General features: G+C 37.9%; 14 protein-coding genes. 4 read left to right on the top strand and 10 right to left on the bottom strand.

Annotation, left to right across the window (positions count from 1 at the left end; all coding sequences use genetic code 11):
• Position 1: 1 nt before the first annotated feature.
• A complete protein-coding gene (locus B2O97_RS21650; RefSeq protein WP_070562705.1) occupies positions 2-1198 on the top strand; it encodes an anhydro-N-acetylmuramic acid kinase in 1197 nt (398 codons plus the stop codon).
• Here B2O97_RS21650 and B2O97_RS21655 read toward each other — a convergent pair whose 3' ends face one another.
• From B2O97_RS21655 to B2O97_RS21700, 10 genes are all read right to left on the bottom strand, one after another.
• A complete protein-coding gene (locus B2O97_RS21655; RefSeq protein ID WP_115046098.1) occupies positions 1199-1870 on the bottom strand; it encodes a DUF2461 domain-containing protein in 672 nt (223 codons plus the stop codon).
• 7 nt (positions 1871-1877) lie between these two features.
• The gene (locus B2O97_RS21660; RefSeq protein WP_070562700.1) at positions 1878-2678 is read right to left on the bottom strand and encodes a phosphatidate cytidylyltransferase; all 801 of its coding nucleotides are present in this window, start codon (positions 2676-2678) and stop codon (positions 1878-1880) included.
• Between the two features lie 3 nt (positions 2679-2681).
• Positions 2682-2891: a DUF2007 domain-containing protein gene (locus B2O97_RS21665; RefSeq protein ID WP_070562697.1), complete on the bottom strand. Its 210-nt coding sequence runs from the start codon at positions 2889-2891 to the stop codon at positions 2682-2684.
• Positions 2866-3789 (bottom strand): CPBP family intramembrane glutamic endopeptidase, encoded by a 924-nt coding sequence (locus tag B2O97_RS21670; RefSeq protein ID WP_286709797.1) that lies wholly within the window; start codon positions 3787-3789, stop codon positions 2866-2868. Before B2O97_RS21670 ends, B2O97_RS21665 begins: the two co-directional genes overlap by 26 nt.
• 238 nt (positions 3790-4027) lie before the next feature.
• The gene (locus B2O97_RS21675) at positions 4028-7345 is read right to left on the bottom strand and encodes a S41 family peptidase (RefSeq protein ID WP_286768110.1); all 3318 of its coding nucleotides are present in this window, start codon (positions 7343-7345) and stop codon (positions 4028-4030) included.
• A gap of 142 nt (positions 7346-7487) precedes the next feature.
• Positions 7488-8240 (bottom strand): zinc ribbon domain-containing protein, encoded by a 753-nt coding sequence (locus B2O97_RS21680; protein ID WP_070562689.1) that lies wholly within the window; start codon positions 8238-8240, stop codon positions 7488-7490.
• On the bottom strand, positions 8240-9340 hold the full coding sequence (locus tag B2O97_RS21685; RefSeq protein ID WP_070562686.1) for a Nif3-like dinuclear metal center hexameric protein: 1101 nt from the start codon (positions 9338-9340) through the stop codon (positions 8240-8242). The genes B2O97_RS21680 and B2O97_RS21685 overlap by 1 nt, the downstream gene beginning before the upstream one ends.
• The gene (locus tag B2O97_RS21690) at positions 9330-9815 is read right to left on the bottom strand and encodes a hypothetical protein (protein ID WP_286768111.1); all 486 of its coding nucleotides are present in this window, start codon (positions 9813-9815) and stop codon (positions 9330-9332) included. Before B2O97_RS21690 ends, B2O97_RS21685 begins: the two co-directional genes overlap by 11 nt.
• Before the next feature lie 22 nt (positions 9816-9837).
• The gene (locus tag B2O97_RS21695) at positions 9838-10593 is read right to left on the bottom strand and encodes an alpha/beta hydrolase (RefSeq protein ID WP_286768112.1); all 756 of its coding nucleotides are present in this window, start codon (positions 10591-10593) and stop codon (positions 9838-9840) included.
• Between the two features lie 204 nt (positions 10594-10797).
• Positions 10798-11508 carry an SAM-dependent methyltransferase gene (locus tag B2O97_RS21700; RefSeq protein ID WP_070562678.1) on the bottom strand — a complete coding sequence of 237 codons (711 nt, stop codon included), beginning with the start codon at positions 11506-11508 and terminating at the stop codon, positions 10798-10800.
• Between the two features lie 149 nt (positions 11509-11657).
• Here B2O97_RS21700 and apaG point away from each other — a divergent pair, with 149 nt between their 5' ends.
• From apaG to mnmG, 3 genes are all read left to right on the top strand, one after another.
• Positions 11658-12044, top strand: a complete 387-nt coding sequence (gene apaG / locus B2O97_RS21705; RefSeq protein ID WP_046673176.1) for a Co2+/Mg2+ efflux protein ApaG — start codon at positions 11658-11660, stop codon at positions 12042-12044.
• Between the two features lie 355 nt (positions 12045-12399).
• Positions 12400-14265, top strand: a complete 1866-nt coding sequence (locus B2O97_RS21710; RefSeq protein ID WP_286768113.1) for an ABC-F family ATP-binding cassette domain-containing protein — start codon at positions 12400-12402, stop codon at positions 14263-14265.
• A gap of 93 nt (positions 14266-14358) precedes the next feature.
• Entirely contained in the window at positions 14359-16218 is a 1860-nt protein-coding gene (mnmG, locus tag B2O97_RS21715) for a tRNA uridine-5-carboxymethylaminomethyl(34) synthesis enzyme MnmG (RefSeq protein WP_286768114.1), read from the top strand.
• The last annotated feature ends 67 nt before the right edge of the window (positions 16219-16285 follow it).

A 16285-nucleotide genomic window follows, 5' to 3' on the forward strand; every position in this document is an offset into this window, starting at 1 on the left:
TATGAATCCTCAAATCGAAAGACTTTACCAAATTTCACAAAAGAAAGAACGTCGTATTATTGGCCTGATGTCCGGAACATCCCTGGATGGTCTTGATATCGCCGTGTGCCGCATAGAAAATGCAGGTAAAACAACGAAAATACAGCTCGAGAATTTTACTACAATGGTTTATGAGGATGATTTTAGAGAGCGGGTGCGTGAAGTTTTTGCAAAACGAAATATCGACCAGCAATTATTTTCGGGACTCCATGCTTATATTGGAGTCACGCATGCCAAATTAATCAACACAGCATTGCAACAATGGAATCTATCAAGCAGTGAGATTGATTGTATAGCCAGCCATGGGCAAACCGTATACCATGCTCCTCAATCGTTGACCAAAGACCGCAACTGGCCCAACAGCACTTTACAGATTGGAGATGGAGATCATATCGCGGTAGATACAGGTATCATAACCCTATCTGACTTTAGGCAAAAACATATTGCTGCAGGAGGAGAAGGGGCACCTTTGGCAGCCTATGGCGACTACCTTCTTTTCTCGCATGCAACAGAAAATCGATTCTTATTGAATATTGGCGGTATTTCTAATTTCACATTTATCCCAAGCCATCAAACAAAGTCGAAAGCTTATGCGACAGATCTCGGTCCAGGCAATACAATGATGAACCAATACATGAAGGTAAATTTTGATCAGGAAATGGATAAAGATGCCTATATGGCTAAAAAGGGCCAAGTAAATGATGCGCTATTGAATCAATTATTAACGGAGGAGTTTCTAACGCTGCCCTTTCCAAAAACCACTGGGCCGGAACTATTTAATCTCGCTTATCTCGCAAGGGCACAGGATTGTTCGAAAACAAGCCATATTCCACATGAGGATGTTATGGCGACCCTCAATCGCTTTGCTGCTCATGCGATGGTCAATGGCATTCGCAAGCAGTCAAAAGGGCTATCCGATGTAGCGGTGTACATTAGTGGTGGTGGACTACACAATCCATTGCTGTTCGATTACATCAAAAGGAGCCTACCTACTTGTAACGTTGAAAGTTTTGCAACATTGGGTATCAACCCAGATGCAAAAGAGGCCGTTCTCTTTGCGCTATTAGCAAATGAGACTTTGGTAGGCAACAAATCCAATGTAGCGCAAATTAAAGACTCTCCCGCTGTCTGTATGGGCAAAATCAGCTTGCCTGAATAATTATTCTGTATCGATGGCTTCTTGTAAAAACTCTTTAAAAGGAAGCATACTTTTATAGGAAGCCACGATATTATCCAGCGCATTTTTTGCAGATAACTCCTTTGTAGTTAAAGATCTATCCAACACAAAACTTTTCAATTTGATAAAGTCAATAAACGGATTATCTTCACTATAGCCGGCCGGTGCACGTTTCAGTAAATCTTCTTTGAAAAGCGTAATATTACTGCCAGTCAATACTGTTTTTAAAATTTCATCCAATTTATCACCACTGTAATCAATTTCTTGTCTTATTGCCTCTAAATGTTGCTTTTCAGGACGCCAATACCCACAGGCGATAAATGAATTTTCCGCTCCAATATGAATATAGTACTCTGGTCCCTGCAACTTTCTTCCATCAACAGAAATTCCTGCCCCAAACCAACTTTTATAAGGAGTTTTATCATTTGAAAAGCGTGTATCCCGGTAAATGCGAAACAAACATTTACTTGCTTGAATGGAAGTATTAATTTTAGGGTCAAACTCGCTCAATGCAGCAATTAAATCTGTCAAAAAATTTCTCACATCAGCCAATGCAGCTTCATATTTAGCTCTGTTATCGGCAAACCACTCCCGAGAATTATTGGCTTTCAATTCCGTTAAAAAATCAAATGTAGATTTTTGAATGTGACTCATAATACAATCAATTGATTAAAATTAAGAAAACATAGACCATAGGTGCCGCTAATAACAACCCATCAAATCTATCTAAAAAACCACCATGTCCAGGCAATATATTTCCGGAATCTTTTACGTGCAAACTACGCTTTAACATAGACTCTACTAAATCCCCCAATGTTCCAACAATACTGATAATTGCCGCAATACTTACCCATTGCCAAAGTGGAAGATAACCAAAATATTTTTCCAGATTTACAGCAGCAACAATAGCCAAAATCAAGCCCCCAAAGAAACCTTCCCATGTTTTCTTTGGTGAGATCCGTTCGAATAATTTACGTTTTCCAAAGCTTCGTCCAGCGAGATATGCCCCGGTATCGTTTGTCCACAATAAGATCAAAAAACCTAAGGGCAGTACATAGTTAAAAGTACCTTGCAGAAACCCTAATTTGGAAAATAGGAAGAAAGGCAATGTAACATAAGCTATACCCAAAAAAGTATAGGCAATATCATTGAAAGGAAAAGTTCTCTTCTGAAAAAGTGAAATAATATAAGTCGCACTTATAAATGGGATAATCAGTGCTAAAAATTTTACCGCAAGCAGGTCCATCGAAACTAATGAGCCCAAAACAAATAAGAGTAAGGCCAGTGTTATGCCTATCCACTTATTTGGGGCGCGTTCTTCGGATGAAACTATTCCATAGAATTCATAAAGACACCATGTACTGAGCAGTGTAAAAAAAATGGAATAGACATAAGCGCCCAAAAGAGTGGCAGCTATCATGACAGCCACAAAGATTACTCCCGTTATTGCTCTTGTTTTCATCTCTTAAAGCCCTCTTTCTGCTTCCTCAATTAATGTTTCGGCCAGATCAATAGATCCTTCACTGACATAGAGTTCAATTTTCCCAAATAAATAAGAAGAATCTTGTTTATTCATTGCGACAGTAGGAATACCATTTTCTTCCAGCATTTGCTTGACTATCTCGGCCTGAATCGCATTTGTATATGTTTTAATTTTTTTCCAATCGTTCTCCATTATTTTCTTTTTGCGTTGATCTATAAAATAAGAATACAAAAATAAGAGTAAAAATGAAGCCTACAAGATATATCCACCAAGATTGCAATTCAAATGCATTGAATTCATCATAACTCTTACCCTCTCTTACGTAATAAAATGCCCCGATTGTGGCTCCGGCATTGTTGACAAAGTGTCCAAAAATGGGCAGTACGATGTTCTTGCTCCATACATAAAGATAGCCAAAAAAAGCGCCCAATAACATGCGGGGAACAAAACCAAAAAATTGCAGGTGTATCGCACTGAAAATAATGGCAACAAGCCATATAACCACATGCTGATTGCTCAACCATCTTCCCATTATTCTTTGCAAAACACCGCGGAACAACAATTCTTCACCTATGGCCGGAATCAAAGCCAGTATAACAATATTATACAAAAAGCCGGATACACTCGACTCCATAATAATAACCTTGATTAAATCGGCCGATTCCTTTTCACTACGCTCCATCCAACGCTGCAAAGATTGCATATTATCGGGCAATTGTAAGGATTCATTCCAATGACCGATCAGACTCATCAAAGGCATAAAAGAAAGCATTGCTAAAAATATATAGCCAAATTGCATTCCGCTAGGCCAATTTTTCAATTTAAAATAGGCTTTACCATATCCTTCGCGTGTATTCATCAGATAAGCTGGCACAACAAAAGATCCCAAGCTACTCATTAACAACATAAATCGCATATCATTGGCAGATCCATTCAATATAGACTCCAAGGAGAAGACCTGCCCTGTAAATGAATAATAACTTGCAATAATCAGAATGGCAATAATCTGCGAAAGAATGGAAAAACCAATAACCATTAAGATCAAACGTAATAAAGATTGAAACGGATGGGGTGTTTTTTCAGGAAACATATCTAGTAAATATCAGTTAAAGATAACAATAAAAGCAAGATTTATTAAAATTGTCATGTCCAATCAAATTTTAGCATCTGATTTGTATTGGCCTAATGAAAACGAATGATATGATCTAATTACGATAAAAACTACACGAGATATATTCAATCATCTCGGATATGGATGCAGTTACATACAAACTATATGATCAAAAAAGGGCTTTGAATCTCTTCAAAGCCCTTAGATTTATACTCTTTTAATTCACCCGAATAGGATCGGCTGGTTTTTGTAAATTTTTGTAAGGATACGTTTTCATTTCTTCCAACAATATCTTCACCGTTCTTTCAAGTTGAGGATCACGACCCTCCAAAAGATCTTTAGGCAATTGTTCGATAAATACATCAGGAGCCACACCTTCATTTTCAATAATCCAATTTCCTTTGAGGTCATATACACCGAAGTTTGGCGAAGTAATACGGCCGCCATCCAATAAAGGAGGATAGCCACTTATGCCAACCAAAATCCCCATTGTCGTACGACCAACCAATTTACCCAGCCCTTTAAAACGGAACATATAAGGCATCATATCGCCACCTGAACCTGCATTTTCATTAATGATCATGGCTTTAGGTCCATAAATACCATTTCCTGGTGTAGTAAATCCTTTTCCATCACGAATTCCCCAACCAGCAATCAGTTCACGGGACAAAAGATCAATGACATAATCGGCCACCCAGCCACCACCATTGTTTCTTTCATCCATCAGAAGAGCCTTTTTATCCATCTGAGCGAAATAATAACGATTGAAATAGGTATAACCTTCAGCACCGGTATTTGGCATGTAAACATAAGCTATTTGCCCATTACTCAATTCATTTACTTTCTTACGGTTCCTTTCAACCCATTCCATGCTCCGCAAATTCATCTCGTCGCTAAACGAGATCGGTTTAACGATTACTTCACGAGCGCCGACCAATGAAGGTTTTGAATTGACCTTCAACGTAACTTGTTTACCAACAGTATTGTCAAATAAACTATAGATATCCTTATCTTCAGTCAATTCAGCACCATTAACAGCAACAATATAGTCTCCTTCTTTGATGTTTAATCCCGGTTCAGCCAATGGGGCTTTGAACGATGGATTCCATTCAAGACGCGTAAACAATTTAGCAATCTGATAGTAACCATTCTTTAACGTATAATCTGCTCCCAACACACCAACTGAAACCGACGGCGTGGAAGGTTGATCTCCAGGATAGATATAATTGTGTCCCACGACCATTTCTCCCATCATTTCATTCAATAAATAACCAAGATCAGAACGATGGTTTACAAAAGGCAGGAATTTTTCATATTTGGTTTTCATCACTTTCCAGTCAGCACCATGCATGTTTTCAACATAAAAATAGTCTTTTTGCATTGACCAAACTTCATTGAATACCTGTTTCCATTCGGCAGCGGGATCCACCAATTGCTGAATTCCGCCTAGCTTAACTTCGCCAGCAGTAGGAGAGGCTACTTTTTGCCCAGCTGTTACAATATTGAATCCATTTCCCGTTTGATATAACATCTTCTTACCATCGGCGCTAATAACAAAACTACGGGCATTTTCCACTAAGGTTTTGTTTTCGAGATCCTTAAAATCATATGCTCCGATTGTTCCCCCACGTTGGTAAGTCAATTGATTTGGCACTAAACCATTCAAATTCCAATAAGGTCCAGCAGGTAAAGGGAGGGCAACTATTCTGTTTTCTATACGATCGAAGTCAACTTGAATAGATTTATCAATGGGCTTACTTGCCACTGCCTCTTCCTTTTTATCCTTTTTAGGTGATTTTTTATCGTTTTCTTTTACACGATCTTTTTTATCACCATCTCCTTCTTCCTTTTTATCCACCTTATCCTCACGGATTTGTTCCTCATCACTATCATTCTTAAAGAATGATGGTGTTTTACTGGATAAAATAAAGCCATATACGGCATAATCAACATTACGCTGCACCGCGGACATATGTAAGCCAGAATTTGTCAACCCTGTATTTGTACTCGCTGTAAAAAATAGATATTTACCATCCTGGGAAAAAGCTGTACTACGCGCAGAGCTCATACCATCCGTAATTTGCTGAGTTTTCTTTGTATCCAAGTTATACATAAACACAGCGGGTACCCCATTTTCCAATGTACGTATAAAAGATATCCATTTTGAATCAGGAGACCAGCTTGGTTGGAAATGATTGGATACACGGCCAGTTTGACCGCTCAATTTATCGTCTGCAACTTTAACAATGGCCTTTGAAGCGATATCAATATAAAACAGATTAAGATGTGAATCATTGTAAAACAACTTCTTGGAATCCGGTGACCATGTTGGTTCGAAATAGAAGTTCGTTTCTCCTAAGTTAAAGTACAGGGGTTTATCTTTTCCAAATTGATCCATCAGCACCAACTGATAAGATCCATTTTTGTCTGAAATATAAGAAATCCATTTTCCATTTGGAGACCAATCCGGAAAACGCTCATGAGAACCCGGAGAATTAGATAAATTTCGGGCTTCACCTTTCTCCTTAGGTACCGTAAATATCTCTCCCCGCGCCTCTAATAATGCCCGTTGACCTGTTGGCGATAGGGTAGCATAACGTATATCGTCCTTAATGTCTTTATAATACGGTCTTTTATACATTACATCTGTATTCACCGTAATATGCAAAGGAGTGACTTTATTATCGCCCAGATTTAGTGTATTTAATACGCCAGCATATTCAAAGATCAACTCAGTCCCATTTCCATTCAGTGAACGCACATCGTAATCTTTAAAATCCGTTAGCTTTTCTACCTTTTTGGATTTGGTATCATAACTATAGATGTTAACAATTTTATCACGATCGGAAAGGAAGTAGATCTTATTTCCCAACCATAATGGTTTAACATCATTACTTTTAACCTGCGGAATAGCTTCTATTTCTTTGGTTTTCGTATCGAAGATCCAAATTGTCGGCATACCACCACCCCGGTAGCGTTTAAAGGCAACTCGATCTCTTTCAGTAGGGTCAGTGTTTTTGATATAAGCCCAGTAACGACCATCAGCAGAAGGGCTTCCCTGAGTCGCTTCAGGCATAATAAGCGCCTTGTCCATTCCTGACATTTGAATATTGGAACTGTATAATCGTGGACTTAAAGCATAGGTGAAATCACGAGATGTCGTATAATATACTTCATCATTATTGAGCCATCCCCGCAATACATCCGAAGAAGGGTGATAAGTGATCCGTTTGGGCTCACCACCCGTTACAGGGATTACATATACGTCTGTATTTCCGTCATAATTTCCTGTGAATGCAACTTTCTTGCCATCTGGAGAAAACATTGGATTCTGTTCCACTCCAGGATTTGTTGTAAGGCGTCTCGGATTAGCTCCGTTTTTTTCGGCAATCCAAATATCTCCACCATAGACAAAAGCAATATTGTTGGCGCTAATACTTGGATTTCGAAGCAATAGGGTTTCTTGCGCTTTTGTTTGCAGAAAGGATGTACCGAGCAAAAAGGCAGCAAATAACTTGAAATGAGTTTTATTCATAAACGTTTAAAGGTTAAATTTACCACACACAAAACTACACTTTTGTAAGCGGACCTAGTTAGTATATCAACAAAGTTGCATAAAAAATATGACAAAAAAAAAGTCCTGCTTTACAGCAGGACCTTCCTTTATTTATTGAGGATTAGAAACCGTACTCTTGTTCGATTTCTAACACAATTCCTTCATCAACCAAAACGCGACCACAGTGTTCACAAATGATGATTTTCTTACGTTGACGTATTTCTGATTGCATTTGAGCAGGAATCTTATTATGACATCCTGAACAGCTATCACGATCGATCGAAACAACAGCAAGTCCGTTTTTAAACGAGTTACGCAAACGGTAGTATACCTTTACTAAACGTTCTTCGATATTCGCTTCAGCCTCAGCAGCTTTTGCTAACAATGCATCTTCTTCTTTTTGAGTTTCAGAAGTAATTGTTTCCAATTCTTTCTTTTTTCCCTCAAGTTCGCTTTTGCTATACTCAAGATTTCCTACAGTAGTATCGTAGTTTTCTGTTTTGTTACGAATCTCAAATTCTGCTTCTTTGATTCGTTTCTCGCAAACCTGAATCTCAAGACCTTGAATTTCGATTTCTTTCGAAATAGCGTCGTACTCACGATTATTCTTTACCTCATTCAGCTGCGACTCATATTTTTTGATAGCAGCTTGGGCATCCTTAATCATGTTTTTACGCTTAACGATCGAATCTTCTAAATCGTCTAAGTCTATTCTGATCTTCTCAATACGAGTCTCTAAGCCCGCAATCTCATCTTCAAGATCTGCAACTTCCATAGGCAATTCACCACGAACTTGGCGAATTTTGTCTATTTTAGTATGTACGGCTTGTAACAGCCATAATGCTTTCAATTTTTGTTCTACGGTTTGTTCCATCAACTGTAGTATTTTATAGGATTTGTATCTATTTCTGTTGTTAAGGTTGCAAAGTTAGGAAATTTTTTCGTAATAATGTCGTACAATAATTCTTGCGTAAATTGTTCGCTCTCAAAATGTCCCGTATCTGCAATCACGATTTCACCTTCAGCATCAAAAAATTCATGATATTTATAGTCTGCTGTAACAAAAAAATCAGCACCAGAACGTTTGGCTGCACCGAGTAAAAATCCCCCCGAGCCACCACAGACCGCTACACGACTAACTTTTTTATCTAATAAGGCTGTATGACGAATGACATTCAACCTCAGTTTGTCCTTAAGATAAGCTAAAAATTCCAATTCAGCCATTGGTTCAGCCAAATTTCCAATCATTCCTGCACCGATTTCAGCAGCCGTATTTTGAATATCAAACAAATCATAAGCTACTTCCTCATAAGGATGAGCTTCATAGAGTGCCAAAAGTAACTTTCTTTCAATAGATTTCAGGTAGATAACCTCAATTCGTGTTTCCTCAACACGCTCTTGAACACCAATCTCCCCAAGGGTAGGATCGGCCCCTTCTAAAGGTCTAAAACTACCATAACCCGCCGCATTAAAACTACATTGATCATAGTGTTTTCCGATTTTACCTGCGCCCGCATCAAACAATGCCTGTCGGACATCTTCAACATGACTCCTAGGTACAAAAACGACCATTTTTCGCAATACATTTGTTTTAGATTCCAGTATAGCCTGATTTTCTAATCCCAATTTATCGGCAATTTTCGTATTCACTCCACCGGTAACATTATCTAGATTCGTATGAATGGCATATAATGCAACTTTATGTTCAATTGCTTTAATAACCGTACGCTCCACATAATTTTTACCATTAAATTTTTTTAGCCCCCTAAATACAATGGGATGGTGCGAAATAATTAAATTACACCCTTTATCAATGGCTTCTTTTACAACATCTTCTGTGCAGTCCAACGAAATGAGCACCTTTGTAATCTCTCTATTGGCGTCGCCCACAATAAGGCCAGCATTATCATAAGACTCTTGCAAATCTAAAGGAGCCAATTGCTCCAAATAGTCAATGACTTCTTTAATTTTCATGGTCTACAATTACCTCTTTTTCTCTAAATTTATTATGTTCCTCTAAAATTCTTCTATTCGCGTTAATTTCAAACCAGTAATTAGCCAATGTCACAAAATGCATAATGATCAGTACACCGGAAATAGAAAGTGGGAGCGGAATATTTGTCGCCAGGTAAATCCATGCATATAGCGATCCTTTCCTAAACGTAGGGTTTTCCTCCACAGCTATTTTTCGATCATAAAATTCATTGATCAAAGAATCCCTTAGACGCGAAGCAACCTGAAAATTCCAATAAATATTAACCAGCGGAATTGCAGCTAACCACGATTGGTTGGGCGTCATTAATCTATTTTCTTTGGCGACCAATTTTAATGTCTTTCGAATTGTATTTGCAAATAGAAGCCATAAGATAATACGTATGGCAACAATACCCATAGCGGTATAAATTACTTCAGGCTTACTTAACTCTCTTATTAATTCCTCTTGTGTCATTGAACTATTTATTGCTTATTTATTATTCCTGTTCCAACAAATCTACTAATTCTTTCAACTTTTTTATTTGTGGATTATGATCTCCAACAAATTCGACTGTTTTAAAACCTATATTTTTTGCCTTCCTATAAAACGGGTAAAAATCATCATCCTCAATTGTTTTGCCATCCTCATAAGTCAAAATGTAAGTACTTGGAATTTTAAGTCGTTTCGGATTTTTTAAACTGATCTTGTCTGTCATTGTTCTTAACGGGTGGGGGACATCCCTAGGAAGCTTCTTAATGTCCTTCACCCAGAAAGGAAAAATATAACCATCCTTTTCTAATTTTAACAGTCCATTTGCTGCACTGGATTTACCCATTAAGTTCATTACAGATTGTTGATCCTCCGGTAGTATAGCATCCAAGTAAACCAATTTACGGATTCTATCCGGAAGACTATCTGCCACAGCCGTGATAATCATCCCACCATAACTATGTCCGACCAATATAATATCATGGAGATCCTCAAACAGGATCGTATTCACAATATCATCGACATGCGTTTGTAATCGGATAGAAGTATCTGCTAAATGATAACGCTCACCCAGGCCTGTTAGTGTGGGTCGGTACACCTCATTTCCCTTTTTAGCTAACTCAACCGTCGTATTTTTAAACTGCCAAGCACCACCCCAAGCTCCATGGACAATAACATATGTAGAAGACTGTGCAGCAAGATCTTTACTGAATCCAACTAATGAAAACAAAAACATAATAGACAATAATCTACAGTAATTCATCGTGTTATATATTAAATCATTCTAGACGGTTAACAAACTCTATTCAGCATTTATTCTGATACCCTGGTTCACATATTTATTAAAAAACAAAATGTAAGCACTCACTTACTTTATTAAAACATACTTCACTCATGTAAAAACAGCTTTTAATTTCATCATTAAACTTCATCAATGAAAATAGGGTAGGGGGCAGCTCTAAAAACATCATGCATAAAGTAAAAAAATAGTTGGCTTTTTATGATAATCATACGATCGTTTTCGCCACTCACCAACTGTCAAACTTTGTATATTTTCGTCGGCAGCTGTTACATTTGACGCAACACAGAGTAAGGTGGAAGGTTTACATATTTTTAGTAGATCGGCTAAAAGCTGATTATTTCTAAATGGAGTTTCAATAAAAATTTGCGTCTGCTTTTCACGTGCTGATTGCTGTTCGAGATTTTTAATCTCCTTAGCTCGATCAATTTTATCGATAGGCAAATAACCATGAAAGGCAAATTTCTGACCGCTAAATCCGGAAGCCATAAGTGCCAGTAGAATAGAGCTTGGTCCAACAAGAGGAACTACCTTAATACCCAATTGATGTGCCCGCGCTACAATAGAAGCACCAGGATCAGCAACACCAGGACATCCCGCCTCAGACATTAATCCAACACTTTTGCCTTGTTTCAAGCCTTCAAAAAAATCATTTATATTTCCCTTGTCCCGCACATGTTTTCCATAATCATGGATCGTTAATTCGCTCTGCGGAATCTTTAAACCTGCAAGTTTTAAAAACTTGCGCGCCGTTTTTTCGTTCTCTACAATATACTCGTCCAATGAATTGATTGTTTCCACTAAATACGGAGTAAATGACTGGAAAGCTGCGTCATCACTCAATGGAACAGGAATTAAATATAAGATACCATTTGCCATAATACAAACCTACTAATTAAGGTCCATTTGGCTATACTAATTTTAAACTTAGCATTATTTAACCTTTTAAAATGATTATAATTTAGATTTTTAAACTCATTATTAGTATTTTAGCGTAAATATTCATTGCAACAATAAACATCATTCAAATGATCACACAAATTACAGAAGGCGTAAAAATCTCGGTTGAAACCATCTATCAATCGGAGTATTCGAATCCGGACCGTGAACATTTCATGTTTGCTTATCATATCAGCATAGAAAATCTCAGCGATTACACGGTTCAATTGATAAGTCGCTATTGGAAAATTTTTGATGCAAAAGGAGACTATAGGGAGGTATCTGGAGAAGGAGTAGTAGGCGAACAACCTATTATAGAACCTGGTCAGACTCATCAATACACCTCAGGTTGCAATCTCAATAGCGAATTCGGATTCATGGAAGGATATTATAATATGATCCGAACACTGGACAACGGCAGCTTTCAAGTTGAAATACCACGTTTCAATCTGATAGCGGATTACGCATTGAATTAATTTTATCAGGGCAGTATCATTATTGCCAATTAATCAAATAACGAAGCTTTTTTCGCATCGAATAAGAAACTATTTCTTTATTTTTGCGAGCATTCCAAATGAACAAGCGAACCTTTGGGACTTCGAATTATCATTTTACCCAATGGCAAAGGCTAACATTTGATCGTATGCCACCCAATAGATTACATTAGTCAGCAATCAAAACGATTATTGATTCAATATATAAATAACTGACAATCAATAAAAATATAACTAAAATATTGATTATCAACACGATATAAACTACCAAGAGAAGAAACCTACTGGTAGTGTTTTGGCGTGTAAATTGACTGAATATAATTTAGGGTGATATAACGTGAGTATTTTAGCTACAGAACAAGTAAGCCATTCCTTCCATGATAGATGGCTTTTTAAAGATTTACATTTCGGTCTCCAAAAGGGAGAACGTGTGGCCTTGGTCGGAATCAATGGCACAGGTAAATCAACCTTACTCGCCATTTTAGCAGAGCGAATCTTACCAACCTCAGGAAAAGTTGTAAAAGAAAAAGGTATAAAAATTGGTTTCTTAGAACAGGATCCTGATTTCACAGGATTAAAATCAATCAACGATTTTATTTATAGTACAGACAACGATCAACAACGTCTTATCCGTGAGTACGAGGAGCTGTTATTGGAAACTGATATCGATCAGAAAAAATTAGAAGATCTTACAGAAAAAATAAGTTCATTGAATGCCTGGGAGTATGAGCATAATATTAAGACGATTCTTAATCGTTTAAACATTATGGATTTCCATCAAGATATCAAAAGTTTATCAGGGGGCCAACGAAAACGCCTTGCGCTAGCCAAGCTTTTGATAGACGAGCCGGATATTTATATATTAGATGAACCCACCAACCATTTGGATATAGAGACTATTGAATGGCTTGAAAAACTACTAACAACAGGTAGCAAAACCGTTCTTTTAGTAACGCACGATCGCTACTTCTTGGATAATATCTGTACGGAGATTCGAGAGCTGGATAGGGGCAATCTCTTTACCTATAAAGGTAACTATTCTTATTTTCTAGAAAAGAAGTCGGAACGTGAAACTATTGATGCGGTTATGGTTGAGAAAAGCAGAAATCTACTTCGCCGTGAATTGGAGTGGATGCGTCGTCAACCACAGGCACGTGGTACCAAATCCAAATCACGTATTGAAGCATACTATGACTTGGAAGAAAAATCTAAAGCAATTAAAGGAAACGACTCGGTACAACTCAGTGTGAAAGTAAGCAGGCAGGGCTCAAAAATACTCGAACTAGGACATGTTGCCAAACGTTATGGAGCAAAAGAAATCATACATGATTTTTCATACACCTTTAAAAAAGGTGATCGTATTGGTCTAGCGGGAAAAAATGGTACTGGAAAATCAACCTTTCTTAATTTAATCACGGGAGAAGAAAAACCTGATACAGGGTCTATAGCGGTAGGGGAAACCACAGTATATGGCTACTATAAACAGGGCGGATTGGAAGTAAATGAAAACGATCGAGTATTAGATGTTGTAAAAAATATAGCAGACTATATTGAAATGGCAAATGGGGAAGTAATCACGGCTTCACAGCTGCTAACCCACTTTTTATTTCCTCCTGAAAAACAATTTGGTTTCGTTAACAAATTAAGTGGGGGGGAGAAAAAAAGACTTCAATTAATGCGTGTTTTAATGAAGAATCCAAATTTTTTAATTCTGGATGAACCATCCAATGATTTGGACATTGATACATTAAACGTGCTGGAAGATTTTCTTGACAACTACAAAGGAGTACTCATATTAGTATCACACGACAGGTATCTATTAGATAAATTGACGGATCAACTTTTCATTTTTGAAGGAAAGGGGATCGTGCAGATATACAACGGAAATTATGCCGACTTTAAACTTGAACAGGAAGAAATCCAAAAATTAGAAAAGGAGAAACAAAAAAGGATAACCCAAGAACAGGTAAAGCCAATTGTAAAAGAGGAAAAGAAAAAACTCTCGTACAAGGAACAATTGGAATATAACAAACTAGAAGAAGAAATCGAAAAACTGGAAACACAAGTAGCGTTAAAAACGGAGGAACTAAACCAGGTAACAGATCATCTAAAACTTTCTTCCTTAGCGGAAGAAATTCAATCTATCCAAAAACAGATAGACGATAAATCCGAAAGATGGTTATATCTTGCTGATTTTATGTAAAATTTCACCACAGGTTTCACGTGGAACACAAAGAAAACGTAAATTTACAAAGAAATAAAAACACCACGTTTCACGTGGAACAAGAATAGAAAAATGTTTAAAAAATATAATGTAATTGTTGTTGGTGCGGGGCATGCCGGATGTGAGGCAGCGGCGGCAGCAGCTAACTTAGGTTCGTCCACTTTACTCATCACAATGAATATGGGAGTAATAGCGCAAATGAGTTGTAACCCCGCTATCGGTGGAGTAGCCAAAGGACAGATAGTAAGAGAAATTGATGCTATGGGCGGATATACTGGTATCATAGCAGATAAATCAACCATTCAATTCCGAATGTTAAATCTTTCGAAAGGTCCTGCCATGTGGAGTCCGCGGACCCAAAATGACCGAATGCGGTTTGCAGAAGAATGGAGATTACAACTCGAGTCTCTTCCTAATTTAGATATGTGGCAAGATACCGTAAAAGAAGTTATCGTAAAAAACGGAAAAGCTTGCGGTGTCATCACTTCGATGGGAATCGAAATAGAATCGGACGCCGTGGTACTGACCAATGGAACTTTTCTAAATGGTGTAATTCACATTGGGGACAAGAAATTTGGAGGCGGTAGAACAGGAGAGAAGGCAGCCACAGGTTTAACCGAACAACTTGTTTCCCTTGGTTTCGAATCAGGAAGAATGAAGACAGGTACTCCACCACGTATAGATGGAAGAAGCCTTAATTATGCGTTAATGGAAGAACAGTGGGGCGACGAAAAAAGAGGGCGGTTCTCCTATACAGATGTAGAGATACCAACTGAACAACGCTGTTGTTGGATTACCTATACAAACGATAAGGTCCACGAAATGCTACGCACTGGGTTTGAAAAATCACCCATGTTTACGGGACGTATCAAAGGATTGGGACCACGCTATTGCCCTTCAATAGAAGATAAAATAAATCGTTTTGCCGAGCGTGAAAGACATCAGATATTCGTGGAGCCCGAAGGCTTCAAAACAGTAGAAATTTATGTCAACGGATTCTCCACCTCATTGCCAGAAGACGTACAATTGAAAGCTTTGCAATTGATCCCAGGCTTTGAAAATGCGAAAATGTACCGCCCAGGTTATGGCATAGAGTACGACTACTTTCCACCAATGCAATTGGATCTAACCTTAGAAACTCAATTGGTGAAACATCTATTTTTCGCAGGACAGATCAATGGGACAACTGGCTATGAAGAGGCCGCTGCTCAAGGTTTCCTAGCCGGGATAAATGCGCATCAACGTATCAATGATGATAAGGAACTTATTCTAAAACGATCCGAATCTTATATAGGTGTATTGGTCGACGACCTCGTAACAAAAGGAACTGAAGAGCCGTACCGCATGTTTACATCAAGAGCAGAACACCGTCTACTTTTACGCCAAGATAATGCTGATATTCGCTTAACCCCCTTAGCTTACAAATTGGGATTGGTAGGAGAAGAAAGACTCAAAAAAGTGCAAGACAAAATTGATAACTCCAATAAAATAATCGAGTATCTCAAACAAAATTCGACCAATGTCGAAAAGATGAATACCGTATTAGCCGAAGTTGGCTCAAGCGCACTTCCGCAAAAAACAAGGTTGAGTAATGTTCTTGCAAGACCACAAGTTGGTATCCAAGATATTCTGAAAGGAGACGAAGGCTTTGCACACTATGTATCCCAATTCGATAATGATACCATTGAACAAGCAGAGATCAATCTCAAATATGAAAGCTATTTCGATAAAGAGATGGAAATTGTCAATCGCATGAAGAAGATGGAAGATAGAGAAATTAATCCTGATTTTGACTACAGCCTATTAACATCGCTATCAATTGAGGCAAGACAAAAGTTATCTAAAGTTAAACCACGTACACTGGGGCAAGCTTCAAGAATCTCAGGCGTTTCGCCCTCTGATATCACTGTATTGATGGTCCACATGAGTTAAACAACTGAATGCTAAATACTTATACACTAAACATCACAAAGCTTAAAATAAGCGATTTAAGACAATA

The organism is Sphingobacterium sp. UBA865, from assembly GCF_002295765.1.
Lineage (GTDB): Bacteria > Bacteroidota > Bacteroidia > Sphingobacteriales > Sphingobacteriaceae > Sphingobacterium > Sphingobacterium multivorum.

Excerpts from the sequence above, each read along its gene's own strand:
- B2O97_RS21650 (WP_070562705.1), top strand. The coding sequence starts at position 2 with ATGAATCCTCAAATCGAAAGACTTTACCAAATTTCACAAAAGAAAGAA.
- B2O97_RS21655 (WP_115046098.1), bottom strand. The coding sequence starts at position 1,870 with ATGAGTCACATTCAAAAATCTACATTTGATTTTTTAACGGAATTGAAA.
- B2O97_RS21660 (WP_070562700.1), bottom strand. The coding sequence starts at position 2,678 with ATGAAAACAAGAGCAATAACGGGAGTAATCTTTGTGGCTGTCATGATA.
- B2O97_RS21665 (WP_070562697.1), bottom strand. The coding sequence starts at position 2,891 with ATGGAGAACGATTGGAAAAAAATTAAAACATATACAAATGCGATTCAG.
- B2O97_RS21670 (WP_286709797.1), bottom strand. The coding sequence starts at position 3,789 with ATGTTTCCTGAAAAAACACCCCATCCGTTTCAATCTTTATTACGTTTG.
- B2O97_RS21675 (WP_286768110.1), bottom strand. The coding sequence starts at position 7,345 with ATGAATAAAACTCATTTCAAGTTATTTGCTGCCTTTTTGCTCGGTACA.
- B2O97_RS21680 (WP_070562689.1), bottom strand. The coding sequence starts at position 8,240 with ATGGAACAAACCGTAGAACAAAAATTGAAAGCATTATGGCTGTTACAA.
- B2O97_RS21685 (WP_070562686.1), bottom strand. The coding sequence starts at position 9,340 with ATGAAAATTAAAGAAGTCATTGACTATTTGGAGCAATTGGCTCCTTTA.
- B2O97_RS21690 (WP_286768111.1), bottom strand. The coding sequence starts at position 9,815 with ATGACACAAGAGGAATTAATAAGAGAGTTAAGTAAGCCTGAAGTAATT.
- B2O97_RS21695 (WP_286768112.1), bottom strand. The coding sequence starts at position 10,593 with ATGAATTACTGTAGATTATTGTCTATTATGTTTTTGTTTTCATTAGTT.
- B2O97_RS21700 (WP_070562678.1), bottom strand. The coding sequence starts at position 11,508 with ATGGCAAATGGTATCTTATATTTAATTCCTGTTCCATTGAGTGATGAC.
- apaG (WP_046673176.1), top strand. The coding sequence starts at position 11,658 with ATGATCACACAAATTACAGAAGGCGTAAAAATCTCGGTTGAAACCATC.
- mnmG (WP_286768114.1), top strand. The coding sequence starts at position 14,359 with ATGTTTAAAAAATATAATGTAATTGTTGTTGGTGCGGGGCATGCCGGA.